Annotated in this window: 24 protein-coding genes; 8 read left to right on the top strand and 16 right to left on the bottom strand. The window is 73.8% G+C overall.

All coding sequences use genetic code 11. The features are described from left to right. Window positions 1–32 precede the first annotated feature (32 nt). The 4 genes from AC02VZ_RS17395 to afsQ1 all read right to left on the bottom strand — a co-directional run bounded on the left by AC02VZ_RS17395 (window position 33) and on the right by afsQ1 (window position 4,316). On the bottom strand, window positions 33–611 hold the full coding sequence (locus AC02VZ_RS17395) for a VanZ family protein (protein WP_432056935.1): 579 nt from the start codon (window positions 609–611) through the stop codon (window positions 33–35). Window positions 612–1,036: 425 nt separating this feature from the next. Next, a complete protein-coding gene (locus AC02VZ_RS17390) occupies window positions 1,037–1,615 on the bottom strand; it encodes a hypothetical protein (RefSeq protein ID WP_432056934.1) in 579 nt (192 codons plus the stop codon). A 257-nt stretch (window positions 1,616–1,872) separates the two neighbouring features. After that, on the bottom strand, window positions 1,873–3,642 hold the full coding sequence (locus AC02VZ_RS17385) for an ATP-binding protein (RefSeq protein ID WP_476475803.1): 1,770 nt from the start codon (window positions 3,640–3,642) through the stop codon (window positions 1,873–1,875). Then, window positions 3,639–4,316: a two-component system response regulator AfsQ1 gene (gene afsQ1 / locus AC02VZ_RS17380; RefSeq protein ID WP_024883374.1), complete on the bottom strand. Its 678-nt coding sequence runs from the start codon at window positions 4,314–4,316 to the stop codon at window positions 3,639–3,641. The genes AC02VZ_RS17385 and afsQ1 overlap by 4 nt, the downstream gene beginning before the upstream one ends. Window positions 4,317–4,558: 242 nt before the next feature. On the opposite strand from afsQ1, the gene AC02VZ_RS17375 reads away from it, so the two are divergent. After that, window positions 4,559–5,293, top strand: a complete 735-nt coding sequence (locus AC02VZ_RS17375; RefSeq protein ID WP_432056932.1) for a SigE family RNA polymerase sigma factor — start codon at window positions 4,559–4,561, stop codon at window positions 5,291–5,293. A gap of 718 nt (window positions 5,294–6,011) precedes the next feature. Here AC02VZ_RS17375 and AC02VZ_RS17370 read toward each other — a convergent pair. Next, window positions 6,012–6,656: a uridine kinase family protein gene (locus AC02VZ_RS17370; protein ID WP_432056931.1), complete on the bottom strand. Its 645-nt coding sequence runs from the start codon at window positions 6,654–6,656 to the stop codon at window positions 6,012–6,014. A gap of 140 nt (window positions 6,657–6,796) precedes the next feature. Here AC02VZ_RS17370 and AC02VZ_RS17365 point away from each other — a divergent pair, with 140 nt between their 5' ends. Next, window positions 6,797–7,201, top strand: coding sequence for a hypothetical protein (locus AC02VZ_RS17365; RefSeq protein ID WP_432056930.1), 405 nt, complete (start codon window positions 6,797–6,799; stop codon window positions 7,199–7,201). Between the two features lie 191 nt (window positions 7,202–7,392). On the opposite strand, the gene AC02VZ_RS17360 is transcribed toward AC02VZ_RS17365, so the two are convergent. From AC02VZ_RS17360 to deoC, 3 genes are read right to left on the bottom strand one after another with little or no spacing between them, the layout of a single operon-like run. Continuing rightward, window positions 7,393–8,283, bottom strand: coding sequence for an aldehyde dehydrogenase family protein (locus AC02VZ_RS17360; RefSeq protein ID WP_432056929.1), 891 nt, complete (start codon window positions 8,281–8,283; stop codon window positions 7,393–7,395). Further along, the gene (locus AC02VZ_RS17355) at window positions 8,276–9,712 is read right to left on the bottom strand and encodes an aldehyde dehydrogenase family protein (RefSeq protein WP_476475802.1); all 1,437 of its coding nucleotides are present in this window, start codon (window positions 9,710–9,712) and stop codon (window positions 8,276–8,278) included. Before AC02VZ_RS17355 ends, AC02VZ_RS17360 begins: the two co-directional genes overlap by 8 nt. Before the next feature lie 5 nt (window positions 9,713–9,717). Continuing rightward, window positions 9,718–10,671, bottom strand: coding sequence for a deoxyribose-phosphate aldolase (gene deoC / locus AC02VZ_RS17350; protein WP_432056962.1), 954 nt, complete (start codon window positions 10,669–10,671; stop codon window positions 9,718–9,720). A gap of 279 nt (window positions 10,672–10,950) precedes the next feature. Here deoC and AC02VZ_RS17345 point away from each other — a divergent pair, with 279 nt between their 5' ends. Then, on the top strand, window positions 10,951–11,673 hold the full coding sequence (locus AC02VZ_RS17345; protein ID WP_476475801.1) for a PH domain-containing protein: 723 nt from the start codon (window positions 10,951–10,953) through the stop codon (window positions 11,671–11,673). A gap of 601 nt (window positions 11,674–12,274) precedes the next feature. Here AC02VZ_RS17345 and AC02VZ_RS17340 read toward each other — a convergent pair. From AC02VZ_RS17340 to AC02VZ_RS17330, 3 genes are all read right to left on the bottom strand, one after another. Beyond that, on the bottom strand, window positions 12,275–13,906 hold the full coding sequence (locus AC02VZ_RS17340) for a phospho-sugar mutase (RefSeq protein ID WP_432056926.1): 1,632 nt from the start codon (window positions 13,904–13,906) through the stop codon (window positions 12,275–12,277). A 614-nt stretch (window positions 13,907–14,520) separates the two neighbouring features. Next, a complete protein-coding gene (locus AC02VZ_RS17335) occupies window positions 14,521–15,345 on the bottom strand; it encodes a purine-nucleoside phosphorylase (protein WP_362090914.1) in 825 nt (274 codons plus the stop codon). A gap of 467 nt (window positions 15,346–15,812) precedes the next feature. Further along, window positions 15,813–16,250, bottom strand: a complete 438-nt coding sequence (locus AC02VZ_RS17330) for a gamma-glutamylcyclotransferase family protein (protein ID WP_432056925.1) — start codon at window positions 16,248–16,250, stop codon at window positions 15,813–15,815. A gap of 129 nt (window positions 16,251–16,379) precedes the next feature. Here AC02VZ_RS17330 and AC02VZ_RS17325 point away from each other — a divergent pair, with 129 nt between their 5' ends. The 3 genes from AC02VZ_RS17325 to AC02VZ_RS17315 all read left to right on the top strand — a co-directional run bounded on the left by AC02VZ_RS17325 (window position 16,380) and on the right by AC02VZ_RS17315 (window position 19,607). Further along, on the top strand, window positions 16,380–17,828 hold the full coding sequence (locus AC02VZ_RS17325; RefSeq protein WP_432056924.1) for an NAD(P)H-quinone dehydrogenase: 1,449 nt from the start codon (window positions 16,380–16,382) through the stop codon (window positions 17,826–17,828). Between the two features lie 176 nt (window positions 17,829–18,004). Continuing rightward, entirely contained in the window at window positions 18,005–18,952 is a 948-nt protein-coding gene (locus tag AC02VZ_RS17320) for a DeoR/GlpR family DNA-binding transcription regulator (RefSeq protein WP_432056923.1), read from the top strand. A gap of 235 nt (window positions 18,953–19,187) precedes the next feature. Further along, complete coding sequence (locus AC02VZ_RS17315) at window positions 19,188–19,607, top strand: hypothetical protein (RefSeq protein ID WP_476475800.1); 420 nt, start codon at window positions 19,188–19,190, stop codon at window positions 19,605–19,607. Here the strand turns inward: AC02VZ_RS17315 and AC02VZ_RS17310 are convergent. Beyond that, window positions 19,597–21,369, bottom strand: coding sequence for an acetyl/propionyl/methylcrotonyl-CoA carboxylase subunit alpha (locus AC02VZ_RS17310; RefSeq protein ID WP_476475799.1), 1,773 nt, complete (start codon window positions 21,367–21,369; stop codon window positions 19,597–19,599). The genes AC02VZ_RS17315 and AC02VZ_RS17310 overlap by 11 nt on opposite strands. A gap of 356 nt (window positions 21,370–21,725) precedes the next feature. Between AC02VZ_RS17310 and AC02VZ_RS17305 the strand changes: the two genes are divergently transcribed. Beyond that, on the top strand, window positions 21,726–22,280 hold the full coding sequence (locus AC02VZ_RS17305) for a hypothetical protein (protein ID WP_432056920.1): 555 nt from the start codon (window positions 21,726–21,728) through the stop codon (window positions 22,278–22,280). Here AC02VZ_RS17305 and AC02VZ_RS17300 read toward each other — a convergent pair. The 4 genes from AC02VZ_RS17300 to AC02VZ_RS17285 form a co-directional block, all read right to left on the bottom strand. Beyond that, a complete protein-coding gene (locus AC02VZ_RS17300) occupies window positions 22,249–22,869 on the bottom strand; it encodes a Maf family protein (protein WP_432056919.1) in 621 nt (206 codons plus the stop codon). The two genes, AC02VZ_RS17305 and AC02VZ_RS17300, sit on opposite strands and share 32 nt — an antisense overlap. Before the next feature lie 204 nt (window positions 22,870–23,073). Then, window positions 23,074–23,202, bottom strand: a complete 129-nt coding sequence (mmpB, locus tag AC02VZ_RS17295) for a morphogenic membrane protein MmpB (protein WP_432056918.1) — start codon at window positions 23,200–23,202, stop codon at window positions 23,074–23,076. 198 nt (window positions 23,203–23,400) lie between these two features. Beyond that, window positions 23,401–23,610: an acyl-CoA carboxylase epsilon subunit gene (locus AC02VZ_RS17290; RefSeq protein WP_362092514.1), complete on the bottom strand. Its 210-nt coding sequence runs from the start codon at window positions 23,608–23,610 to the stop codon at window positions 23,401–23,403. Between the two features lie 29 nt (window positions 23,611–23,639). Next, the gene (locus AC02VZ_RS17285) at window positions 23,640–25,229 is read right to left on the bottom strand and encodes an acyl-CoA carboxylase subunit beta (RefSeq protein WP_432056917.1); all 1,590 of its coding nucleotides are present in this window, start codon (window positions 25,227–25,229) and stop codon (window positions 23,640–23,642) included. Window positions 25,230–25,339: 110 nt separating this feature from the next. Here AC02VZ_RS17285 and AC02VZ_RS17280 point away from each other — a divergent pair, with 110 nt between their 5' ends. Further along, window positions 25,340–26,215 carry a biotin--[acetyl-CoA-carboxylase] ligase gene (locus AC02VZ_RS17280; protein WP_432056916.1) on the top strand — a complete coding sequence of 292 codons (876 nt, stop codon included), beginning with the start codon at window positions 25,340–25,342 and terminating at the stop codon, window positions 26,213–26,215. The last annotated feature ends 262 nt before the right edge of the window (window positions 26,216–26,477 follow it).

The following is a 26,477-nucleotide window of genomic DNA, read 5'->3' as shown; positions in this document are numbered from 1 at the left end:
GCTCCCGTCCGGGTGCCTCCGTACCGTCCACGCTACGGAGACGAAGGGGGCAAAGCGTCGCTCCACGGGGCGATCCCGACCCTGGGAATCGTCGGGGTCCGACCCTGAGCCGGCTCCTGGAGCGGCAGCGGGACGGCACGGTGACCGGTCCGGCGGCGCAGCCAGGACCGCCCGGCGGGCACCACCAGGACGTGCGCGAGGGCCGCGCCCGCCGTGTTGAGCAGCAGCGAGTCGACGTCCACGACCTGCCCGGGCACCGCCGTCTGCAGCATCTCGATGCCCAGCGACAGCAGGGCCGTCGCGGCCATGGTGCGCACCAGCGAGCCGAGCGGGGACACCCCCAGCCGGCCTCCGGCCATGGGCAGCAGCACCCCCAGAGGCGCGAGCAGCGCCAGCCCCTCGGCGACCCGGCGGGCCCCCTCGGTCCAGCCCACGGCGAAGTCGGCCCGCAGTCCGTCGAGCGGGCGCAGGTTGGCCGGCATGACCCAGGGCACGTCGAGCGGGCGCAGCGTGTACCAGGCGACGAACGCCAGATACGTGGCCAGGAGGAGTCCTCCCGTCACACGGACGCGGGTCGCGGCGGTGCCGCCGATGGAGCCTTGACGCTGCACGAACCCCTAGACGCGACCCCTGGGGCCGTCGGTTCCGTGGAGTGGTCCGTTACCCGACTGAGGCGTGCGCCACACCCGCCCGCCCCCGTCGGCCGACGGGGGCACCGCCGCTTCCGCCCGCCGATCGCGGGACGGGGCCGTTCGACGGGGGCGGAGCCGCCGACCGGCGGTCGGGGGAGACGGCTCGCGGAGTCGCGTCGGCGAGGCGGGTCCGCGCCGTCGGCCGAGGCGCCAGGAGGCCCGTTGACGAGCCGGGCCACCCACGGAGGGGCCGGGCCTTGGGCGGTCCGCCCCAGCGCCATCCGCCCCCAGGTCCGTCTGGCCCCGGTTGTCCGTCCCGTAACCGTCCGCCTCCGGGGCCCGCCCGGAATCGTCCGCCCCCGGCTGTCCGTCCCGTCCGTCCGGACGTGCCGGAGCCGTCGCCGTCAGCGGTCCCCGGCGGCCTCCGCCGACGGCGGTTCGTTGCTCCCCGGGCGGGCCCGGACCTCCTCGGTGCAGGCGTAGCGGCGCGGGCGTTCGTCGCCGGGGCCGCCGAGCACCACCGAGCCGTCGCCCTCCGCCGTGGCCGCGTCGGAGAAGGTGCACACGATCTGCGCGAGGGCGAAAGACGTGAGGTCCCCGGGCGGGGTGCTCAGCCGCAGGGTGTCCTCCGGGTCACCGGGACGCGGCCCGCTCACCGTGGTCCGCGCCGGGACGTGGGTGCTGTACCCGGCGCGCTTCTCCGCGGCCGTGGGCGGGGCGGCGAGCGCGTCCAGCACGCCCTGGGCCACCAGCGCGCGCCGGCCGTCGTCCGCCGCGCCGTCGGGGACCCGTACCGTCCGGTCGACGGCCGCCAGGGACGAGCCGCACAGCAGGAACAGCCGTACCGGGAGGCCCGCGCCGTCCCGGGCCGTCACCTCCGGCTCGGTCAGCGAGCAGCGCACCCGGGAGGGTGCGGGACCGAAGTCGGTCGGCACCTCGGTGGCCCGGATGCCGCAGCCCGTGACCAGGACACCGAGCGCCATGACGGCGAGCAGTCCCCTGACGCGGCCCGGCTTCGGCCGGCCCGCCCTCACCGGACCGGCCTGCTCCGGGGCCGCCCCCGCACGGCCTCCTGCCACCGGTCGCACAACCGTGCGGTCGGCGGCCGTGCGGCCCGTGTCCGTCCGGCCCGTGTCCGTGCGGCCCGTGTCCGTGCGGCCTGTCTCCGTCCGGCACACGTCCAGGCCGGCCGCGTCGATCCCGCGCGGGCCCCCGTGCCGTACCCGTCTGCCGCGCCCGTTCATCCGGCGTCCCCCTTGCCGCCCCCGCCCTTGCCGGCGGACCTCCGCGTGCCGTCCGGCACGTCCCCGTTCCCCTCGTCGGCCGTCCCGTCGGCCGTCCTGTCGGCCTTCTCGCCGGCCTCTTGGCCGGCACCGCGCCCGGTGCCCGTGCCCCGCCTGCCGTTCGTCCTGCCCGCGGCCCCCGCGCCGTCGGCGCTGTCGGCGTCCTCGGCGGCGTCCCGCTCCGTCAGCGCGGTGGCGTCCCGGGGCAGGCTCAGGGTGAACACCGCGCCGCCCTCGGGGTGGTTGAACGCGGTGATCTCGCCGCCGTGGATGTGGGCGTTCTCCAGGGCGATGGACAGCCCGAGTCCGCTGCCCTCGGAGCGCGGACGGGAGGCGCTGGCCTTGTAGAAGCGGTCGAACACGTGGGGCAGGACCTCCTCGGGGATGCCCGGCCCCTGGTCGCGCACCTCGATGACCACCGCCCCGCCGTCCTCGGCCCCGTCCTCCCGTTCCTCGCGGACCGACACCCGGACCGGGGAACCGCCGTGCTTGAGGGCGTTGCCGATGAGGTTGGCGAGGATGACGTCCAGCCGGCGCGGGTCGATCCGGGCGTGGATGCCGCGCTCGGCGTCCAGCTCCACCGCGTCCAGCCAGGCCCGGGCGTCGATGCAGGCGGTGATCTGGTCGGCGACGTCGACGTCGTCCAGGACCAGCCGGGCGGTGCCCGCGTCGAAGCGGGTGACCTCCATCAGGTTCTCGACCAGGTCGTTCAGCCGCCGGGTCTCGCTGACCACGAGCCGCACGGCGGGCTCGATCATCGGGTCGATGCCGCCGCCCTCGAACTCCAGCTCCTCCTCCAGGACCTCGGTCACGGCGGTGATCGCGGTCAGCGGGGTGCGCAGCTCGTGGCTCATGTCGGCCACGAACCGGCGGGACGCCTCGTCGCGCGCGGCCATCTCCGCCACCCGCTTCTCCAGCGCCTCCGCCGCCTTGTTGAACGTCCGGGAGAGGTCGGCCAGTTCGTCCGTGCCGGACACCCTGAGGCGGGTGTCCAGCCGGCCCTCGCCGAGCCGCCGCGCGGCCGTGCCGAGCCGCTGCACCGGCTTGAGGACCGTGGTCGCGGCGGCCTGCGCGAGCAGGGCGGAGCCGATGAGGGCCAGCCCCGTCGCGATGCCCAGGGACCAGGCCAGCGAGTTGAGGTCCTTGGCCTCCGGCTCCAGCGACTTGAGCATGTAACCGGTCGGGCCGCCGCCGATCATTCGGGCGCCCGCCACCAGATAGGGCGTGTCGTCCTCGACGATGCGCTGCCAGTACATGCGGTGCGGGTGCTTGTTGGTGGAGGTGATCTTCTGCTGTTCGGTCACGGCGGTGCGCAGCGACTCGGGCACGTCCTGCAACGAGAAGCCGTTGAGCCCGCCCGAACTGCCGTAGACCGTGCGGCCGTCGGGGTCCTGGGCGACCAGCAGCACCGTGAAGCGCTGACTGCTGTTCGCCATCTGTCCGGCCGTGTGCTGCAGTTCGTCCTGCGTCGGGTGCTCGGGCAGCGCGCCCGCCCGGTTCTGCATCGCCTGCTCGAAGTCGCGCAGCACCGCGTCCTGCGTACGGGTCAGCACCGCCTCACGGTTGAGCCAGTACGCGATGCCGGACGCCGACACGGCCGCGGTGAGCGCGACCAGCGCGAAGACGAGGACGAGCCGCAGCCGGAGGCTGGTCAGGCGCAGCCGCGCCCAGACTCCCTTGCGCGCCGCGGACCAGCGGCGGGGTCCCCCCTGGTGTTCCTGGGTCACTGAGGCGGGTCCAGCCGGTAGCCGACACCGCGCACGGTACGGATCAGGGTCGGGGACGACGGAACGTCCTCGACCTTGGCCCGCAGCCGCTGCACACACGCGTCCACCAGGCGAGAGTCGCCCAGGTAGTCGTGCTCCCACACCAGCCGCAGCAACTGCTGCCGGGACAGGGCCTGCCCCGGGCGCCGGCTCAGCTCCAGCAGCAGCCGCAGCTCCGTCGGCGTCAGCTGGAGGTCCTCGCCGTTCTTCGTGACCGTCATCGCCGACCGGTCGATGACCAGGCTGCCGAAGGTCGCCGAGTCGCTGGACTCCCGCTCGCCGCGCCGCAGCACCGCCCGGATCCGGGCGTCCAGCACCCGGCCCTGCACGGGCTTGACGACGTAGTCGTCGGCGCCGGACTCCAGCCCGACCACCACGTCGATGTCGTCGTTGCGCGCGGTGAGCAGGATGATCGGCAACTGGTCGGTGCGCCGGATGCGCCGGCACACCTCGAAGCCGTCGATGCCGGGCAGCATCACATCCAGCACGATCAGATCCGGTCGCTGCTCGCGGAGCAGTTTCAGACCGTCCTCACCGCTGGCAGCGGTCGCCACCCGGTGACCCTGGCGCGTCAGGGAGAGCTCCAGGGCCGTACGGATGGCGTCGTCGTCCTCGATCAGCAACAGGGAAGGCACGGGCTCATTCTGGCCCATGGAGGGCTTCCGGTTCGACCCGCGGAGTCCAGATGCCCGCCGGGCCCGCACGAAGGCGGTCCTCGGGGTGCCCCGCGTGAAGATCGTGTACGCGCGGGCGGCCGGTCCCTGTGACAGGTCTGTGACAGTCGGCGGACACGGCCATGAAGTGGGTTCGGCAAGCTTTTCGGCACAGGCAGGGATCAGCACCGAGAACACCGGAACTCCACGACGGGGGGCGCGAGATGAACACGCTGCAGGGCTCCAGCACCAGCGCAGTGGTCACGCGTCTGCACGACGTGCACCGGGGTGCCGAGAAGTCCGGTGCCGTGACCAGGCGGGGGTGCTCGCACGGCACCGGGCGTCACACCACGTTCATGACGGTGGTGGACGCGCCGACGGGGGAAACGCACGGGGGAAGCGCGTACGGGGAGGGCTCGGGGGAGCGTCGCTCGCCGTCGGAGGCGGAGTTCACCGCCTACGTCCAGGAGCGCCGCGCCTCCCTGTACGCCACCGCCTACCACCTGACCGGTGACCGTTTCGAGGCCGAGGACCTGCTGCAGAGCGCGCTGTTCTCGACCTACCGGGCGTGGGACCGGATCAGCGACAAGGCGGCGGTCGGCGGATACCTCCGCCGCACCATGACGAACCTGCACATCAGCGCCTGGCGGCGCCGCAAGCTCAACGAGTACCCGACCGAGGAACTGCCGGAGACGGCCGGCGACACGGACGCGATGCGCGGCACCGAGCTGCGCGCGGTCCTGTGGCAGGCGCTGGCCCGGCTGCCCGAGCTCCAGCGCACCATGCTGGTCCTGCGCTACTACGAGGGCCGCACGGACCCGGAGATCGCGGACATCCTCGGCATCAGCGTCGGCACGGTGAAGTCCAGCATCTGGCGGTCGCTCCGCCGGCTGCGCGAGGACGAGGTCCTCAGCTTCGGCCGTGACGAGCAGAGCGCCTTCGGCGAGCTGGTCGCCTGAAGGTCCTCGGGGGGAGACCGGAGGGGGAAGCGGAACCGGCGGACCGGGGGGTCCGGGAGTTCCGGGAGACCGGTCACCGGGGGGAACCGCGGGGACGCCGGGGGGCGTCACCGCACACGGGGGGAACCTCAAGGGGGTCACGGGGGACCCTGGGGGGGATCCGGGGGGATCCCGAGAGGGGGGAAGCGCGGGGGAGGAACACGGGGGAGCACCACGGAGCGGGACTGGAGGGCCGGGGGGTCCGTCCAGTCCCGCTTCCGTGCGTGCGGGGGTGTTGCAGTGGTCGGGGCTCCCGTGTTCTCGGGCCGGGCCCGCGGACCGCTGGTGCGACCCGCAGCGACGGTCCAGTCCACGATCACCCGCGAGTGCCCGGACCCGTGCCCACCGCCGCGCGGCGGCCCGGCCCGGGGCGGGCCGCACGCAGACGCTTCCGTACCTGTCGGGAGATCCACGTGAACCACGCTTCCGTCGGCGGTGCGCTGATCGCCCTCGGTGCCGTCGCCGTCCTGGCCGGCGTCCTGATGTACGTGCTCCCCGGGCCCGGGCTCCCGGTGCTCGTGGCGGGGGCGGTGCTCACCGCTGCCGGATCGGCCGCTCGGCAGCGGCAGCGGCAGTGGCAGCGGACGGAACGGGCCGCCGCCGCCCGGGCCCTGAGCCCGCGCGGCACCGCTGCGCGGAGGCGGCCCGGCGGCACCGCTCCGCGGGCGGCTCGGCCCGGTTACGCCGTCGGTGCGCCCGTACCCGCCGGGGAGAGTCCCGTGGACGCCGCCGTGTGCAGTCGGCCCAGGGCCTCGTCCCGGTCGCAGGCGTGGGCACCCAGGGCGGTCTGGCGGGCGATGATCGACCGCTCCAGCCGCATCAGGCGCCAGCCGCGGCGCAGCAGGAACGGCACGGACTTGCGGCCCTCCCGCAGGTCCCGGAGGAACCGGCGGCGGAACGTCGTCACCGCGCCCCGGCTCAGGCACAGCGCGTCGGCCAGCAGGCCCGCCTCGCGGCAGCGGCCGACGATCTCCGCGGCGAAGACGCCCTCGGCGATGAACAGCGGGGCGCCGCCGATGTCGACGGTGCCCTCGCCGGTGCGGGCGCTCAGCGAGATGTCGTACACGGGGATGCCGGTGCGGCCGGTGCGGCACAGTCGTTCGATCGCGGCGACGGCGGTGTCCGCGTCCCAGGAGTCCGGGTGGTCCCAGTCGATGTCGGAACTGCCCGTGACCAGCGGGAGCGTCGGGTCGTTCCCCTCCTTGTAGAAGTCGTCGAGGCGCAGCACCGGGAGGCCGGAGCGGGCCGCGAGGAGGGACTTGCCGGAGCCTGAGGGGCCGCAGAGCAGCACGACACGCGCGGAGAGGGGCGACTGTGAACTCACGGAAGACCATTCTGCGCCAGCGGCCCGCCCCCGGGCGACCTCCCGGGTCGGCTTTGATGTGCGCGTCACACCCTCAACCACGGTGCGCGTCGACTCCGTTACGCAATGCGAACAAGCGAAGGCAAGAGGTGGCAGCAGCGATGGCCCGACACGTCTCCCCGAAGAAGCCGACCGTCCGACGCGCCCTGGCGGTCCTCTCCGTGGCCGGCGCGGCCCTCGGGGCAGGGGCCGGCGCGGCGGCGGCGGACTCCGGGCCGCTGTTGGGCGTGGCCGAGAGCCGCCCCACCTCGCTCGGGGAGGTCGACCCGCAGGCCGGGCTCCAGGCCCTCACCGGCACCGTCGGATACGTCACCGGCCCGGTCGCCGGGCTGAAGCCCAACCCGCTGGCCGGCACGGGTGTGGACCCGCTCGACAACGGAGTCGGCACCCAGCTCGCCGACTTCCAGCCGCTGACCTCCCAGGCGCTCACCGGCCCGGTGGCGCAGGCCCCGTCGGTGGACAGCATCCCCGTCGTCGGCCAGGTGACCGGGCTGCTCGGCGGCTGACCCGGCCGGCGGGTCCGGCGTCGACTCCGGCGGCCCGGGGGCCGACCCCGGCATACCCGGCGGCACGGGGGCCGGCCCCGGCGGGTCCGGCGCCGCCCCGCCCCACGCGAAGAGCAGCGGCGCCCGGCAGGCGAAGAGCCGCGCCCCTCCCGGACGGAGGAGGAGCGCGGCTCTCCGGCTGTGGGGGGTGGTCAGTACGCCGAGCCGGAGGCGCCCAGCGAACCCGTCGGGTGCCAGACGGTCTTGGTCTCCAGGAAGGCCGTCATGCGGTCCGTGCCGGGCGTCGCCGCCCAGTCGTCCACAGGCTGTGGACGCAGGACACGCTTCAGGTTGTCCGCCGCCGCGATCTCCAGCTCCTTCGCCAGCACCTCGTCGGCGCCCGCGAGGTCGATCGCGTTGACGTCCTGGTGCGCGGCCAGCGGCGCGGCGATCTCCGCCGTGCGGCCGGACAGCACGTTGACGACACCGCCGGGCAGGTCGGAGGTGGCCAGCACCTCGCCCAGCGACAGGGCGGGCAGCGGGGCCCGCTCGGAGGCCACCACGACCGCCGTGTTGCCGGTGGCGATCACCGGGGCGACGACCGAGACCAGGCCCAGGAAGGACGACTCCTGCGGGGCCAGGACGGCGACGACGCCCGTCGGCTCGGGGGACGACAGGTTGAAGTACGGGCCCGCGACCGGGTTGCCGCCGCCGACCACCTGGGCGATCTTGTCGGTCCAGCCCGCGTACCAGACCCAGCGGTCGATCGCCGCGTCCACCCGGTCGGCGGCCTTGGACTTCGACAGGCCCTCGGACGCGGCGACCTCGCGGACGTACTGCTCGCGGCGGCCCTCCAGCATCTCGGCGATCCGGTACAGGATCTGGCCCCGGTTGTAGGCGGTCGCGCCGGACCAGCCGCCGAACGCCTTGCGGGCGGCGGACACCGCGTCCCGGGCGTCCTTGCGGGAGGACTGCGGGGCGTTCGCCAGCCACGTGCCCTTGGAGTCGGTCACCTCGTACACCCGGCCGCTCTCCGAACGCGGGAACTTCCCGCCGACGTACAGCTTGTAGGTCTTGAAGACACTGAGTCGCGGGTCAGACATCGAGGTACGCCTCCAGGCCGTGCCGGCCGCCCTCGCGGCCGTAGCCCGACTCCTTGTACCCGCCGAACGGCGAGGTCGGGTCGAACTTGTTGAACGTGTTGGACCAGACGACACCCGCGCGGAGCTTGTTCGCCACGGCGAGGATCCGCGAACCCTTCTCCGTCCAGATGCCCGCCGACAGGCCGTACGGCGTGTTGTTCGCCTTGGCGACCGCCTCGTCCGGGGTGCGGAAGGTGAGCACCGACAGCACCGGGCCGAAGATCTCGTCGCGGGCGACGGTGTGCGCCTGGGTGACGCCGGTGAACAGCGTCGGGGCGAACCAGTAGCCGCTCTCCGGCAGTTCGCATGGCGCGGACCAGCGCTCGGCGCCCTCCGCCTCGCCGCGTTCGACCAGCGAGGTGATGCGGCTGAGCTGCTCCTCGGAGTTGATCGCGCCGATGTCGGTGTTCTTGTCCAGCGGGTCGCCGAGGCGCAGCGTCGACAGGCGCCGCTTGAGGGCGTCGAGCACCTCCTCCTCGACCGACTCCTGCACCAGCAGGCGGGAGCCCGCGCAGCAGACCTGACCCTGGTTGAAGAAGATGCCGTTGACGATGCCCTCGACGGCCTGGTCGACGGGGGCGTCGTCGAAGACGATGTTGGCGCCCTTGCCGCCCAGTTCCAGGGTGACCTTCTTGCGGGTGCCCGCGACGGTGCGCGCGATCTGCTTGCCGACGGCGGTGGAGCCGGTGAAGGCCACCTTGTTCACGTCGGGGTGCGCGACCAGCGCGGCTCCGGCGCGGCCGTCACCGGTGACGATGTTGACGACACCCCGGGGCAGACCCGCCTGGCGGCAGATGTCCGCGAAGAACAGGGCGGACAGCGGGGTCGTCTCGGCCGGCTTGAGGACGACCGTGTTGCCGGTGGCCAGCGCCGGGGCGATCTTCCAGGCCAGCATCAGCAGCGGGAAGTTCCACGGGATGACCTGGCCGGCCACGCCCAGCGGGCGCGGGTTCGCGCCGAAACCGGCGTGGTCCAGCTTGTCGGCCCAGCCGGCGTAGTAGAAGAAGTGCGCGGCGACCAGGGGCAGGTCGGCGTCGCGGGTCTCCTTGATCGGCTTGCCGTTGTCCAGGGTCTCCAGGACGGCCAGCTCGCGGCTGCGCTCCTGGATGATCCGGGCGATGCGGAAGAGGTACTTCGCGCGCTCGGCGCCGGGCAGCGCGGACCACTTCTCGAACGCCTTGCGGGCGGCGCCGACCGCGCGGTCGATGTCGGCCTCCCCGGCCTCGGCGACCTCGGAGAGGACCTCCTCGGTGGCGGGGGAGACCGTCTTGAAGACCTTGCCGTCCGCGGCCTCGGCGAACTCGCCGTCGATGAACAGGCCGTAGGAGGGGGCGATGTCGACGACCGAGCGGGACTCGGGCGCCGGGGCGTACTCGAATGCGGATGCCATGGTGATCAGTCCACCGTCACGTAGTCGGGGCCGGAGTAACGGCCGGTGGCCAGCTTCTGCCGCTGCATCAGCAGGTCGTTGAGCAGCGAGGAGGCGCCGAAGCGGAACCAGTGGTTGTCCAGCCAGTCCTCGCCCGCCGTCTCGTTGACCAGGACGAGGAACTTGATGGCGTCCTTGCTGGTGCGGATGCCACCGGCCGGCTTCACGCCGACCTGCACACCGGTCTGCGCGCGGAAGTCGCGCACCGCCTGGAGCATCAGCAGGGTGTTGGCAGGGGTGGCGTTCACCGCCACCTTGCCGGTCGAGGTCTTGATGAAGTCGGCCCCGGCCAGCATGCCGAGCCAGCTCGCCCGGCGGATGTTGTCGTACGTGGACAGCTCGCCGGTCTCGAAGATGACCTTCAGCCGGGCGCTCGCCCCGCAGGCCTCCTTCACGGCGGTGATCTCGTCGTACACCTTCAGGTAGTTGCCCGCGAGGAACGCCCCGCGGTCGATGACCATGTCGATCTCGTCCGCGCCGGCGGCGACGGCCTCGCGCACGTCGGCCAGCTTGACGGCGATCGGGGCACGGCCCGCCGGGAACGCGGTGGCGACGGAGGCCACCTTGACGCCGGAACCGGCCACGGCCTGCTTGGCCACGGCCACCATGTCGGGGTAGACGCAGACCGCGGCCGTGGTGGGCGTGGAGCGGTCGGTCGGGTCGGGGAGGACCGCCTTGGCGCCGAGCGCCCGGACCTTGCCCGGGGTGTCCGCGCCTTCCAGCGTCGTCAGGTCGACCATCGAGATGGCGAGGTCGATGGCGTACGCCTTCGCGGTCGTCTTGATCGAACGGGTGCCGAGGGAGGCGGCGCGCGCCTCCAGGCCGACCGCGTCGACGCCGGGCAGCCCGTGGAGGAAGCGGCGCAGCGTGCTGTCGGACGCGGTGACGTCAGCAAGTGCGTGGGGTGCAGTGGTGGGCATGGTCACCAGCCGAGCATATCTACGCGCGTAGCGGCTGTACAGCCCCCGGCGTCATCCCGACGGGGCGGGGGTGGGGGTGGAGGCGAAGGTTCCGGTGGTCCGGTGCTCGGCGCCCGGCGCCCGGGTGCGGAACGGGTGCGGAAGGAAATCCTCCGGTTCGCGTGTCACCGGCGTCCCCCTCGCCACTCTGCCGCCACTCTGCCCCCACCCGTACCCGCCGTGTCGTCCGTACCGGACCGCGACGCGGGCCCGCGCGGCACCGTCGTGCAGAATCGCGGTATGACGACACCCGACCCCCAGTCGCCTGTCCCGGAGCCCGCACAGCCCCCGGTGTCCGCCGCACCCGACGAGCGGGACCAGGTGCACCGGTCCCACGCGGGAATCGCCGGCGGCATCCTGCTCCTCGGCGTCTGTGCGTGGTTCGGCATCGACGCCTCGATCCGCGGCGAGGGCCGCACGCCGTGGCTCGCGCTCGCCTCGCTGTTCCTGGCGGTGCCCCTGATCGTGGCCTTCACGCTGCGCCCCGCGGTGTACGTCAACGACGACCGGCTGCGGGTCCGCAACCCCTTCCGGCTGATCGTGCTGCCCTGGGGGCGCGTGGCCTCGCTGCGCTCCGGCTACTCCAACGAGGTCTTCTCCGACGCGGGCACCACCTACCAGCTGTGGGCCCTGCCGGTGTCCCTGCGGGCCCGCAAGCGGGCCGCCCGCCGCGAGATGCGGGCCACGGGGGAGCGGGGTGTGGGCGTGGACGTCCGCACCGCCGGCCACGGCCCCGGAGCGCGCGACGCCTTCCGCCGGGGCGGGCGGCCCTCCGCCACCACCGACGACGGGCCGGTCCGGGGGCGGACCGACAGCGTCATGGACGACCTGCGCGAGCTGCACGAACGCCGTCAGGGCGCGGACACCGCCCAGGGCGCCCCGGTCGTGCGCTGGGCGTACGAGATCCTCGCCCCGGCGGCGGCCGGTGCCGTCCTGCTGGCGGTCCTGCTGGCGACGGGCTGAGCCCGGACGACCGCACCCGTGGCGCCGCCGCGGGCCGCCGAACCGACCGGAGTGAAACCGGCGGGCGGAACGGGCGGGCGTGAACCGGGGGGGCGCGAACCGGCGTGCGCGTGGTGCGTACGGCTGTCCGGCGTGCGGTGCGCGGTTCGTGGTGTGGCCGGGGCGTACCGCGGGCCCGGCGCGCCGTGCGTACGTAGGGGGCGGTACGGCTGGCCTGGCCGCCCGCCGATGGGGGATTGCGCACGGGGGCTGCGGCTTGTGCGTGGAGGGACGGCCGACGGGTGACGCGCTCCGGACGGGGCGCGCGGGCGCGCACGGCGCAGACGGCGCGCACCGGCTGACGGGGGCGCACGAGCCGAGGGGTGTCGTGGGCGGCAGGATGCCGGACGACGCCGATGGCGCCCGGTCGGCGGGCCGGGGAGTCGGGGGCGGGGAGACGGGAAAACAACCTCCGGGTGACCGTTCCCGTGGGCAGGGAACCCGGGAGCCCGGGAGGTCGTGCGAGCCCACGAGCGCGGGCCCGGAACGCCCGTGAGAGGCGTCCCGGGCCCATGGGGTGACCGGCGGGGCTGTCCGCGTTGGTGGGCCGGTGGCGTCAGATTCAGATGCCGGCGGCGCGGGACAGGTCCCGCTTGAGCGTGTCCAGCAGCTCCGTCGCGCGGGCCCGGGCCGCCGGGAGGCCGTCGCGGCCGGAGACCGGGATGACGACCTCCAGGTAGCACTTCAGCTTGGGCTCCGTGCCGCTGGGCCGGACGATCACCCGGGCGCCGTCCAGGGTGTACCGCAGACCGTCCGTGGGCGGCAGCCCGGCCGAGCCCCGGGTCAGGTCCTCGGCGTCGACGACGCGCAGCCCTGCCAGCTCGGCCGGGGGCTGCTCGCGCAGGCGGCCCATCGCGTCCGCGATCAGCGTCAGGTCCTGCACGCGGACCGACAGCTGGTCGGTGGCGTGCAGGCCGTGCTCCACCGCCAGGTCGTCCAGCAGGTCCGGCAGCGTGCGCCCCTCCGCCTTGAGCACCGAGGCCAGCTCGGTGAGCAGCAGCGCCGCCGTGATGCCGTCCTTGTCGCGGACGCCGTCCGGGTCGACGCAGTAGCCGAGCGCCTCCTCGTAGCCGTAGCGCAGGCCGTCGACCCGGGCGATCCACTTGAAGCCGGTCAGCGTCTCCTTGTACGGCAGCCCGGCCGCCTCGGCGATCCGGCCGAGCAGCGAGGACGACACGATCGACTCGGCGAACGTGCCGGTCGCTCCCCGCCGGACCAGGTGGGCGGCCAGCAGGGCGCCCACCTCGTCGCCGCGCAGCATGCGCCAGTCGCCGCCGTCTCGCACGGCGGCGGCGCAGCGGTCGGCGTCCGGGTCGTTGGCGATGACGAGGTCCGGCTCGGTCGCGCGGGCCCGTGCGAACGCCAGGTCCATCGCGCCGGGCTCCTCCGGGTTGGGGAACGCGACGGTCGGGAAGTCGGGGTCCGGCTCGGCCTGCTCGGCGACCAGCACCGGCTCCGGGAAGCCGGCCCGGGCGAAGGCGGCGAGCAGCACGTCCTTGCCGACGCCGTGCATCGCCGTGTAGACGGTGCGGGCGGTGCGCGGGGAGTCCGGCGCGAGGACGGCGTCGGTGCGGGCGAGGTAGGCGTCCAGCACGCCGTCGTCCAGGGTCTCCCAGCCGTCGGCCGGGCGGGGGACGTCGGCCAGGGACGCGACCGCCTCGATCTCCGCGGCGATCTCCGCGTCGGCCGGGGGCACGATCTGGGAACCGTCGCCGAGGTACACCTTGTAGCCGTTGTCGCGGGGCGGGTTGTGGCTGGCGGTGACCTCGACCCCGGCGACCGCGCCGAGGTGCCGGATCGCGAAGGCCAGGACCGGCGTGGGCAGCGGCCGGGGCAGCACGGCGGCGCGCAGGCCGGCGCCGGTCATGACGGCGGCGGTGTCGTGCGCGAACTCGGCCGACTTGTAACGGGCGTCGTAGCCGATGACCACCAGGCCGTCGCCGTGGCCCTGCCCGCGCAGGTAGGCGGCCAGGCCGGCGGCCGCGCGGATGACGACCGCGCGGTTCATGCGCATCGGACCGGCGCCGAGCTCACCACGGAGGCCAGCGGTGCCGAACTGCAGGGTGCCGCCGAAGCGGTCGGCCAGCTCGGCGTGGTCACCGGCGTCGATGAGCCGGGCGAGTTCGTCGCGGGTCTCCGGGTCGGGGTCCTCGGCGAGCCAGGCCCGGGCGCGGGCGATGAGGGCGTCGTGCACGGTCGGTCAGCCTCTCCTCGTACGGGGGGTGTGCGGAACGTGGGGTGCGGTGTGGGGTGGGGTGTGCGGTGCGGGTACCCGGCTCGGGAGCGGCGTGCGCCCGGCGCGCGGGCCGGAGGGTGCGCGGTCGGGGCGGGGATCGGCGGGGCCGGTGGGTGTGGCCCGTGGACGGGGACCCGGCCGCCTCACGGCGCGGGGCCGGTGCGGTGGCTCCGGTCTGCGGAGTTCGGGTACGGCCACCTGTTGACCCGGCCACCGTCGGCCTGCCCACCCGTCGACCCGCCCACCCCGTAGACCCGCCCACCTGGCCGCCCGTCCGGGACGACCGGAGGTGCGGGGAGCAGCCGGGGACGGCCGGGTACGGCCAGGGGCACGCTCGCACCGGCGCCGGTGGGCGCGACGGCGGGCGTGCGACCGGTGCGGGCGGGGCGGCACAGGGCCGCCCGACGGGGCTCCGGCCGTCACCGCCGGCCGCCGGTCCACGCTCCCGGGGTCCGAGCACCCGAGGTCCGATGCCCCATGGGCCGGGCTCGGCACCCGGTACGGGAGGTCCGCGCCCCGGATCCCGTGCCGCCCGGCGGGCGGCACCTCGCGTCCGACACCGCGTGGGCCGTTTACAGGCGGCCCAGGACCTGGGTCAGCAGGGCCCCCATACGGGTGGCGGAGTCGCGCCCGGCCTGGAGGACCTCCTCGTGGTTGAGGGGTTCGCCGGTCATGCCCGCGGCCAGGTTGGTGACCAGCGAGATGCCCAGGATCTCGGCGCCGGCCTCACGGGCGGCGATGGCCTCCAGCACCGTCGACATGCCCACCAGGTCCGCACCGATGACCCGGGCCATGCGGATCTCGGCCGGGGTCTCGTAGTGCGGGCCGGGGAACTGGGCGTAGACGCCCTCCTCCAGCGTGGGGTCGATCTCCTTGCACAGGGCGCGCAGGCGCGGCGAGTAGAGATCGGTGAGGTCGACGAAGTTGGCGCCGACGATGGGGGAGGTGGCGGTGAGGTTGATGTGGTCGCTGATCAGGACCGGCTGACCGGGGCGCATGCCCTCGCGCAGGCCGCCGCAGCCGTTGGTCAGGACGACCGTCTTGGCGCCGGCCGCCACGGCGGTGCGCACGCCGTGCGCCACGGGGGCGACGCCGCGGCCCTCGTAGTAGTGGGTGCGGCCCAGGAAGACCAGGGCGCGCTTGCTGCCCACGCGGTACGAGCGGATCTTGCCTCCGTGCCCCTCCACCGCCGGGGGCGGGAAGCCGGGCAGCTCGGTGACCTGGAACTCCGCGTCGGGCTCGCCGAGGGCGTCGACGGCCGGAGCCCAGCCGGAGCCCATCACGAGGGCGACGTCGTGGGTCTCGGCGCCCGTCAGTTCGCGCAGGCGCGCGGCGGCGGCGTCGGCTGCGGCGTACGGGTCGCCCTGGATGTCGTCCGGAAGAAGAGAAGCGTTCACCCGCACGAGAGTAGCCGGTCTTCGCCTACGCGCGTAGATGTGAAAGCTCACGGGGTGGCGATCGTTGTCTTGTCGTTTCCGACAGGAAGGGGCCCGCCGGAGGCCGGGACCAGGTGAGGGACACGGCGGGGACACGGCGGGGACCCGGTGGGGGAGCCGTGAGGGATGGCCGGGAACCGGCGGGGAGCGGGAGGGGGAGCCGGTCGCTCGGGCCGGTCGCCCGAATGGCGAACCCCGGTCACCGCGGGGTGGACGGGGGCGAGGGGTCCGGCCGGGGTGGCGGTGCGATGCCCCGCACAGCGGAACGGTGCGTCGGCCCGGCGCGGACCCGGCCGCACCGGGGTACCTCGGCCGCCCGAGGCCCGGGGCGCGCGCCCGACCGACCGGGGCGCTCCGACGCCCGGGCGCCGGCGCGCACGCCCGGCGCGTCCGGGACCGCCGTCCAACAGGGCCGCTTGCGCAGTCGTCTAACAGGGCCGCTTGCGCAGCTGCATCACGTAGTCGTGCGGGGCGCCCGCGGACTCCGCCGCGTCGGCGATCTCGCCCAGGTAGCGGGCCGAGGGCAGGCCGCCCTCGTAGGCGTTCAGGACGTACGTCCAGGCGTTCTCCTCGCCGTCCAGGGTGTGGACGCGCACCCGGGTGCGGCGGTAGATGCCCATCCCGGAGCCCTCCCAGCGGTCCAGGGACTCCTCGTCCATCGGCGCGATGTCGTACAGCGCCACGAAGACCTGGGCCAGCGGGTCCTCGACCAGGGTCGCCAGCGCGCCGTCCCAGCCGATCTGCTCGCCCCCGAACGTCAGCCGCCACCCGTTGAGCCACCCGGTGGCGCGCAGCGGCGAGTGCGGGGCGCGGCGGGACATCAGCCGCGCGTCGAGGTTGCCGGCGTACGCGGCGTAGAGCGACATGGAAAGAGCGTACGGCAGCGGTCCCACGGGCCCCTGGCGCAACGGGGAGCCGCACGGGGAGCCCCCGGGGGCGGCACCCGGGACCGCACCCGGGCCCCCGGGCGGTCGCACGGTGAGGTGTGCGGGACAATGGAGTACGTGACTCGGATCGTGATCATCGGTGGCGGACCCGGCGGATACGAAGCGGCGCTGGTCGCCGCGCAGCTCGGCGCGGAGGTGACCGTCGTCGATGCCGACGGCCTGGGCGGTGCGTCGGTGCTGACCGACTGCGTGCCGTCCAAGACCCTCATCGCCACGGCGGAGGTGATGACGACCTTCGACTCCTCCTACGAGGAACTGGGCATCATCGTCGCCGACGACACCCCCCACATCGAGCAGGCCGCCCGGGTGGTCGGCGTGGACCTGGGCAAGGTCAACCGCCGGGTGAAGCGGCTGGCGCTCGCCCAGTCGCACGACATCGCCGCGTCCGTGACCCGGGCCGGTGCCCGCGTGCTGCGCGGGCGGGGCCGGCTGGAGGGCATGCAGGCCCTCGACGGCTCCCGCAAGGTCGTGGTGCGCGCCGCCGACGGCACCGAGGAGACGCTCACCGCGGACGCGGTCCTGATCGCAACCGGCGGCCACCCCCGGGAACTCCCCGACGCCCGCCCCGACGGCGAGCGGATCCTGAACTGGACCCAGGTCTACGACCTGACCGAGCTGCCCGAGGAACTGATCGTGGTCGGCTCCGGTGTGACCGGTGCCGAGTTCGCCGGCGCCTACCAGGCGCTCGGCTCCCGGGTGACCCTGGTGTCCTCGCGCGACCGCGTGCTGCCCGGTGAGGACCCGGACGCGGCGGCCGTGCTGGAGGACGTGTTCCGGCGCCGCGGGATGAACGTGATGGCGCGCTCGCGCGCGGCCTCCGCCAAGCGGGTCGGCGACCGGGTGGAGGTCACCCTCGCCGACGGGCGGGTCATCACCGGCTCGCACTGCCTGATGGCCGTCGGCGCCGTCCCGAACTCCGCGGGCATGGGCCTGGAGGAGGCCGGGGTCCGGCTGCGGGACTCGGGCCACATCTGGACCGACAAGGTGTCCCGGACCACCGCTCCGGGCGTGTACGCGGCCGGCGACGTCACCGGCGTGTTCGCGCTGGCGTCGGTGGCGGCGATGCAGGGGCGCATCGCGATGTACCACTTCCTGGGCGACGCGGTCGCCCCGCTGAACCTGAAGGCGGTCTCCTCGAACGTCTTCACCGACCCCGAGATCGCCACCGTCGGCTACACCCAGGCCGACGTCGACGGCGGGAAGATCGACGCGCGGGTGGTGAAGCTGCCGCTGCTGCGCAACCCGCGCGCCAAGATGCAGGGCATCCGCGACGGCTTCGTCAAGATCTTCTGCCGCCCGGGCACCGGGATCGTGGTCGGCGGTGTGGTGGTGGCGCCCCGCGCGTCCGAGCTGATCCACCCCATCTCGCTGGCGGTGGACAACAACCTGACGGTGGAACAGATCGCGAACGCCTTCACCGTCTACCCCTCGTTGTCCGGGTCGATCGCCGAGGTCGCCCGGCAGCTGCACACCCGCAAGGCGGACGGCGCGGGCTGATCCTCCGCCGGGACGGCCGAGCTGACTCCCCGCCCTCGGCGGGGAGTTGACGGTCCGGTGGTGACCATGCGGGCGGCCTAGGCCTTATACCACTTGCCCGGGTGGTGTGCGAACAACTTCTGCTATTCAGCGCAAACTGCTGAAAGCAGACGGTCGTCGGCGTTACTGTCAGTTTCGTGTTCGCTGCAGAACGTCGCCAATTGATCCTCGAAATGGTGCGAGCGAACGGGGCCGTGTCGCTCCGTGAACTCGCCCGCGTCGTCCAGACCTCCGAAGTGACCGTACGGCGGGACGTGCGCGCGCTGGAGGCAGAAGGACTCCTCGACCGCCGGCACGGCGGTGCGGTACTGCCGGGCGGTTTCACGCGAGAGTCCGGTTTCCCGCAGAAGTCCCATCTCGCGACCGCCGAGAAGACCGCGATCGCCGACCTCGCCGCGAACTTCGTGGAAGAGGGCGAGGCCGTCGTGGTCGGTGCGGGCACCACCACACAGGAGCTGGCCCGTCGGCTCGCCCGGGTGCCGGGCCTGACCGTGGTCACCAACTCCCTGCTGGTGGCCCAGGCGCTGGCCCACGCCAACCGGGTCGAGGTCGTGATGACCGGCGGCACGCTCCGCGGCTCCAACTACGCCCTGGTGGGCAGCGGTGCCGAGCAGTCCCTCCAGGGGCTGCGGGTGTCCCGGGCCTTCCTCTCGGGGAGCGGTCTGACCGCCGAGCGCGGGCTGTCCACGTCCAACATGCTCTCGGCCTCCGTCGACCGGGCGCTGGTGCAGGCCGCGGCCGAGGTGGTGGTCCTCGCCGACCACACCAAGCTGGGCACCGACACCATGTTCCAGACCGTGCCGACGGACCTCATCACCCGCCTCGTCACCGACGAACCGCCCGCCCACGACGACCGTGCGGGCACCGAGCTCCAGGCACTCGCCGACCAGGGCGTGCAGATCGCCGTCGCCGGGGCTCCCGGGGGCTCGTCGGCCCAGGGGGGTGACGGCGTCCCGACGCGCCGGCAGCGCCGGGACGTACCCCTTCCCGGGCCGCGCCGTCAGGGCCCCGGCCTCCGCTCGACGGTCCCCATGGGCGCCGACCAGCCGGAACGCGCCCGGGTTGCGGACCTCCGCCGACGGTGACCGGAGCGGTGGCGGTGACCGGGACGCGGGCGCGGTGAGGGTCCCGGACGGGTGCGGGCAGGGGCCGTGCCGGGCGGGCGCGGTGCCCTGACGCGGTGACGCCCCGGGTGCGGGCGAGGCCGGTGTCGCGGAGGGCGCACAGTGCCCGGACCGACGGCGCCGCCCGACGGGGACAGCGCGCCCGCCGGAGGCACCTGAGGCAGGACCGAGTGACCGCGTCGCGCAGACGGTCGGCATGGCGCCCGGCACGGGTACCGTCACCCGCCCCCATGCCGCCCCGCGCGTGAACGGCAACGTCCCCGCACCAGCCGCACCACCGCACGGTCCCGCACCACGCCGCGCGGTCCTCCAGCGGGGCGGTGTCGCCCCCGGTGTGCCGGAACGCTCCGGCACCGCCCATGAACACGCCCGCGCCCGGCAGTTCCTGACGCTCTGCCGGGCGCGGGCGGACGAGTGCGGGAGAGACCGGCCCCGGTACGGCTCCGGTACGGCTCCGGTCTCGGACGCTCAGTCCTCGATCTCCTCGATTCGCTCGCTCTCCTCGATCTTCCCGATCTTCCCGATCTCCGAGACCTCTGAGATCGAGCAGATCGAGGAGAGCGCTGACCGTGATCTCCGCTGGACCACAGTCGGCGATCTCGCGATCAGTCCTTGATCTCGCAGATGGTCGCGCCGGACGTCACCGACGCGCCGATCTCCGCGCTCAGGCCCTTGATGGTGCCGGACCGGTGGGCGTTGAGGGGCTGCTCCATCTTCATGGCCTCCAGGACGACGACCAGGTCGCCCTCCTTGACCTCCTGGCCCTCCTCCACGGCGACCTTCACGATCGTGCCCTGCATCGGCGAGGCGAGGGTGTCACCGGAGGCGACGGGACCGGACTTCTTGGCCGCGCGGCGCTTCGGCTTGGCGCCCGCCGCCAGCCCCGTACGGGCCAGGGACATGCCGAGCGAGGCCGGGAGGGAGACCTCCAGGCGCTTGCCGCCGACCTCGACGACGACCGTCTCCCGGCCCGAGTCCTCGTCCGCCTCGGCGTCCACGGCGGCGGCGAAGGGCTTGATGTCGTTGACGAACTCGGTCTCGATCCAGCGGGTGTGGACCGTGAACGGCTCGCTGGAGCCGGTCAGCTCGGGGGCGAACGCCGGGTCCTTGACCACCGCGCGGTGGAACGGGATGGCGGTGGCCATGCCCTCGACCCGGAACTCCTCCAGGGCACGGGAGGCACGTCGCAGCGCCTCCTCACGGGTGCGGCCGGTGACGATGAGCTTCGCCAGCAGGGAGTCCCAGGCCGGGCCGATGACCGAGCCGGACTCCACGCCCGCGTCCAGGCGGACGCCCGGACCCGACGGCGGGGCGAACGCGGTCACGGTGCCGGGGGCGGGGAGGAAGCCCCGGCCCGGGTCCTCACCGTTGATGCGGAACTCGAAGGAGTGACCCCGCAGCGGCGGGTCGTCGTAACCGAGCTCCTCGCCGTCGGCGATGCGGAACATCTCGCGCACCAGGTCGATGCCGGCGACCTCCTCGGTGACCGGGTGCTCCACCTGGAGGCGGGTGTTGACCTCCAGGAAGGAGATCGTGCCGTCGGAGCCGACCAGGAACTCCACCGTGCCGGCGCCGACGTAGCCGGCCTCCTTCAGGATGGCCTTGGACGCCGCGTACAGCTCGGCGACCTGCTCGTCGGACAGGAAGGGCGCCGGGGCCTCCTCGACCAGCTTCTGGTGGCGGCGCTGCAGGGAGCAGTCACGGGTGGAGACGACGACCACGTTGCCGTGGCGGTCCGCCAGGCACTGGGTCTCCACGTGCCGGGGCTTGTCCAGGTAGCGCTCGACGAAGCACTCGCCGCGGCCGAAGGCGGCCACCGCCTCGCGCACCGCCGAGTCGTACAGCTCCGGGACCTCCTCCAGCGTGCGGGCGACCTTCAGGCCGCGGCCGCCACCGCCGAACGCGGCCTTGATGGCGATCGGGAGGCCGTGCTCCTCGGCGAAGGCGACCACCTCGTCGGCGCCCGAGACCGGGTCCGGCGTTCCGGCCACCAGCGGGGCGCCGGCGCGCTGGGCGATGTGCCGGGCGGCGACCTTGTCACCGAGGTCGCGGATCGCCTGCGGGGGCGGGCCGATCCAGATCAGGCCCGCGTCGAGCACGGCCTGGGCGAAGTCCGCGTTCTCGGAGAGGAAGCCGTAGCCCGGGTGGACGGCGTCCGCACCGGACTCGCGCGCGGCGCCCAGCACCTTGTCGAAGTCGAGGTAGCTGGTGGCGGGTGTGTCACCGCCCAGGGCGAACGCCTCATCCGCGGCGCGGACATGCAGAGCGTCCCGGTCCGGGTCGGCGTAGACGGCAACGCTCGCGATTCCGGCATCCCGGCAGGCCCGGGCCACGCGGACAGCGATTTCGCCACGGTTGGCGATGAGCACCTTGCGCACGATTGAGGCTCCCTCCTTGAAACAAGCCGAGTTTAGGGACTGCCGACACGGCACTTCGACCCGTCCCCAATGGTGAGCTTCCCCACACGGAGCGTGACCCGAGGCTCGCTCGAGGGGCGAAATCCCTTGTCGCACCGCGGCACACAGGGCTCCCTCCGGAAAACCCTAGCCCTCGTATGTGGTCAAGGTCTCTGTGAGAGCGTGCTGCGCCCCACTCGGTTTCTTTGTGGAGTCCCTACGAATGGCCCAATGATTCTTTGCCCGCCCCCGGCCCCTTGTACCGAGGTTTACCCGTTAGTAGCCTGCGTTCGACCCGAACGTACTCGGGGTAACCGCACAGGCGTGCTCGAAAGTGGGTGGGGCCGGTGGTCCGCAGACCGGTGGCGTGGCTGGTGGCGTTGGTGCTTCTCGTCGAGGCGTTCGGCGTCGCGGCGGTGAACTGGTTCCTCGGCGTCGTCGTGGACCGGCAGGACATGTCGCTGGCGGGCCTCGACCCGCACATGATGTCGGTGTCCTCGAAGGTGGGCGCCGTCGTCTTCGGGCTCTACTTCGCGTTCTGTGCCCTGGTGGCCCTGCTGGTGGGGGTGCGCGACCGGGCTCCGGCCGGACTCGGCCGGGTCCTGCTGATCAGCGCCGCCGTGGTGCACGGGCTGCTGGCCGCGTTCGCCTGGGGGCTGGTCGGCCCGTCCGCGTTCGTCTACCTGGTGGTGGTGCTCGGCCTCATCGTGCTGCTGCTGATGACGTACGACCGTCCCGGGCCCTCCGCCGCACCCCACCGGACCCCCGACCCGCAGGACGGCACCCCGGGCACACCGCAGGACGGCCCCCCGGAGGGCGGCGCCCCGCGCCACGGACCCGCGGGGGACGGCGGGGCGCCGGTCACGCCTCCGGCCGCGCCCACAGCTCCGTGATGCCGACGCCCAGGCCGGCCAGCAGGCGGCGCATCAGCGGCAGGCTGATGCCGATCACGTTGCCGTGGTCGCCGTCGATGCCGTCGATGAACGGTGCCGACCTGCCGTCCAGGGTGAACGCCCCGGCCACGCGCAGCGGTTCGCCCGTGGCGACGTAGGCGGCGATCTCCGCGTCGCTGGGCTCGCCGAAGCGGACCACCGTGGAAGCGGTGCCGGAGGTGTAGCGGCCGCTGACGGTGTCGTAGACGCAGTGGCCGGTCTGGAGGGTGCCCGCGCGGCCCCGCATCGCCTTCCAGCGCGCGGTGGCCTCCTCGGCGTCGGCGGGCTTGCCCAGGGCGTGGCCGTCCAGCTCCAGCACCGAGTCGCAGCCGATCACCAGCGCGCCCTTGACCTCGGGCTTCGCCGACACCACGGACGCCTTCGCCTCGGCGAGGGCCAGGGCGAGTTCGGCCGGGGTGGGGGCGCTGACGGCGTCCTCGTCGACCCCGCTGACGATCACCTCGGGGTCGAGTCCGGCCTGCCGGAGCAGTCCGAGCCGGGCGGGTGACTGGGAGGCGAGCACGAGTCGGCGGCGCGGCTGGTCTGTCATGCGTTCAGCGTATCGGCGACGCCCCGTACGCCTCACGCGCAGTCCCCGGCGCGGGCCGCACGCCTCACGTGAGGACCGGGGGCGGGGGCCTGACGCGAGGCCCGGGGCGGGGGCGCAGGCGGACGGCGGGCGGTCACCGCCCGCGGGTCACTGCGTCACTGCGTCACTGTCCACGGACGCTGCCCGCCGGTCGGCGCACGCCGGTCACCGTACGCCGATCACCAGCATCGCCAGCAGCATGGCCACCGCCATGAGAACGCCCAGCCGCCGCAGCATCTCCTGCGTGTCCCGCAGTTCCTCGGGCGGCTCGTTCTCCGGGTCGGACCACAGCATGCTTCCAGCGTCGTACGCGGCACCCTGCCGGTGCCTGAGTACGGGTACTCAAGTACGGAAGCGGTCCGTCCGGAGGGCCCGCGCGGGCAGCCCCGAGCGGACGGGCGCGCGCGGGCAGCCCCGGCGCCCCCGCCCGTCCGGGGCTCGGACGGAGCCCGTACGGGTGGGGACGGCGTGCGGGGCCGGGGAGGGTCCCGCTCAGCCCGGCCAGAAGGTCCGGGCCCAGGTCGCCGGGCCGGGCTGCGGGAGCCGGTGGGCGGCGATGCGGGACGGGTCGGACCAGGAGTCGCGGGGACCGGGCGCGCCGGACGGCGTGGCGGACGCCGCCGCGGCGCGGGCCCGTACCACCGCCAGTGCGGCGGCCAGCTCCTCCGGGGTCGGGTTGCCCCGGACGACCTTGATCATCACGGTGGCCTCCAAGGGGTCGGCGGGGGTGGTCACAGCGGGATGTTGCCGTGCTTCTTCGGCGGCAGGGACTCCCGCTTGGTGCGCAGCTGGCGCAGCCCCCGCACGATGTGCCGACGGGTGTCGGACGGCATGATCACCGCGTCGACGTACCCGCGCTCGGCCGCCACGTACGGGTTGAGCAGCGCGTCCTCGTACTCCTGCATCAACCGGGCGCGCGTGGCCTCGGTGTCGTCCGATTCGGCGATGGTGCGGCGGTGCAGGATGTTGACGGCGCCCTGCGCGCCCATCACCGCGATCTGCGCGGTCGGCCAGGCCAGGTTGAGGTCGGCGCCCAGGTGCTTGGAGCCCATCACGTCGTAGGCGCCGCCGAACGCCTTGCGGGTGATCACCGTGATCAGCGGGACGGTGGCCTCCGCGTAGGCGAAGATCAGCTTGGCGCCGCGGCGGATGATGCCGTCGTGCTCCTGGTCCACGCCCGGCAGGAAGCCCGGCACGTCGACGAAGGTCAGCACTGGGATGTTGAAGGCGTCGCAGGTCCGCACGAAGCGGGCCGCCTTCTCGGAGGCCGTGATGTCGAGGCAGCCGGCGAACTGCATCGGCTGGTTGGCCACGATGCCGACCGGGTGGCCCTCCACCCGGCCGTACCCGGTGACGATGTTCGGCGCGAACAGCGGCTGCGTCTCGAAGAACTCCTGGTCGTCGAGGATGTGCTCGATGACGGTGTGCATGTTGTACGGCTGGTTCGCGCTGTCCGGGACGATCGTGTCCAGCTCGCGGTCCTCGTCGGTGACCGTGAGGTCGGCCTCCTCCGGGTAGACCGGCGGCTCGGAGAGGTTGTTGGACGGCAGGTACGACAGCAGCTGCTTGACGTACTCGATGGCGTCCTTCTCGTCCCCGGCCATGTGGTGCGCCACGCCCGAGGTGGTGTTGTGGGTGCGGGCGCCGCCCAGTTCCTCGAAGCCCACGTCCTCGCCGGTGACCGTCTTGATGACGTCCGGGCCGGTGATGAACATGTGACTGGTCTGGTCGACCATGACCGTGAAGTCGGTGATCGCGGGCGAGTACACCGCGCCGCCTGCGCACGGGCCGACGACCAGGCTGATCTGCGGGATGACACCGGAGGCGTGGGTGTTGCGGCGGAAGATCTCGCCGTACGCGCCGAGGGAGGCCACCCCTTCCTGGATGCGGGCGCCGCCGGAGTCGTTGATGCCGATGACCGGGCAGCCGGTCTTCAGTGCGAAGTCCATCACCTTGACGATCTTCTGGCCGTAGACCTCGCCGAGGGCCCCGCCGAAGACGGTGAAGTCCTGCGAGAACACGGCGACCGGGCGGCCGTCGACCGTGCCGTACCCGGTGACCACGCCGTCGCCGTAGGGACGGTTGGCGTCCAGGCCGAAGTTGGTCGACCGGTGCCGGGCGAACTCGTCCAGTTCGACGAAGGACCCCTCGTCGAGCAGGAGGTCGATCCGCTCACGGGCCGTCAACTTGCCCTTGGCGTGCTGCTTCTCGACGGCGCGTGCGGAGCCGGCGTGCGTCGCCTCCTGGATGCGACGCCGAAGATCCGCGAGCTTGCCCGCGGTCGTGCGAATGTCAGGCTGCTGCTCTTCCGGCTCGGACATCGGGATGCGGCTCCCTGCCTGCTCAAAAGGGGGGACGGTTACTCATTCGAAGGGTAGTGGGGTGCCCACCCATCAGCAGTGCGGTCTTTGCCACACCTAATGTGGCTTGCATGACGCCGCGCGATGCCTCCGATCCCTCCCGCAACCGCTGGTCCGACCTGGACCGGCCACCGCTCCGGGCCGCCTCCCTGCGCCGCGGGCTGGTCCGCGAGGGAGGGTTGTGGCAGCAGGTGGACGTGGTGCAGCGCACCGGCTCCACCAACACCGACCTGGTGGCCCGCGCCGCCGACGGCACGGCCGACGAGGGCACCGTCCTCGTCGCCGAGGAGCAGACCGCGGCACGGGGCCGCCTGGACCGGCAGTGGACGGCGCCGCCCCGCTCCGGCCTCTCCTTCTCCGTCCTGCTGCGCCCCGCCGAGGTGCCCGTGCACCAGTGGGGCTGGCTGCCGCTGCTCACCGGGGTCGCGGTGGCGACCGGGCTGTCCCGCGCGGCCGGCGTGGACACGGCCCTGAAATGGCCCAACGACCTCCTCGTCACGGTCGGCGACCAGGAACGCAAGGCCGGCGGCATCCTCGCCGAACGGGCCGGGGACGACGCGGTCGTCATCGGCGTCGGCATCAACGTCTCCCTGCGCGCCGACGAACTGCCCGTGCCGCAGGCCGGCTCGCTGGCCCTGGCCGGCGCGGTGAGCACCGACCGCGACCCGCTGCTGCGGAGCGTGCTGCGGTCCCTGGAGGACTGGTACGGGCGGTGGCGGCGCGCGGGCGGTGACGCGGCGGCCTGCGGACTGCAGGAGACCTACGCGGCCGGCTGCGCCACGCTCGGCCGGATGGTGCGGGCGGAACTGCCCGGGGACCGGTCGGTGGTCGGCGAGGCGATGGCCGTCGACGGCGACGGACGGCTGGTGCTGGCCACCGGGGCGGGTCTGCAAGAGCCCGTCGGCGCGGGCGACATCGTGCACCTGCGTCCGGCCAGGGGCGCGTGAGCGCGCGGCGTCGCCGCGGCGGTGCGGCGCACACCCTCCCGTGCGGCGGGGCGCCCCTCCGGCGCGGCGCCCGGGACCGGCGCACGCCTCCCCGCGCCCGGGGGACCGCCGCCCCCTGCCGGAGTGCCGCACCCGTCTCCCGGCGCACTGCTTCCCCGGCGTGGAGTGCGGCTCACGCCTCCGGGCCTACCGCTTCCCCGGCCCGGAGTGCTGCTCCCGCCTCCGGGCGCACTGCTTCCCCGGCCCGGAACGCCCCTCCCGC

The sequence above is a fragment of the Streptomyces sp. 3-6 genome, assembly GCF_056323165.1.
This window is presented reverse-complemented; position numbering and strand designations above follow the sequence as displayed.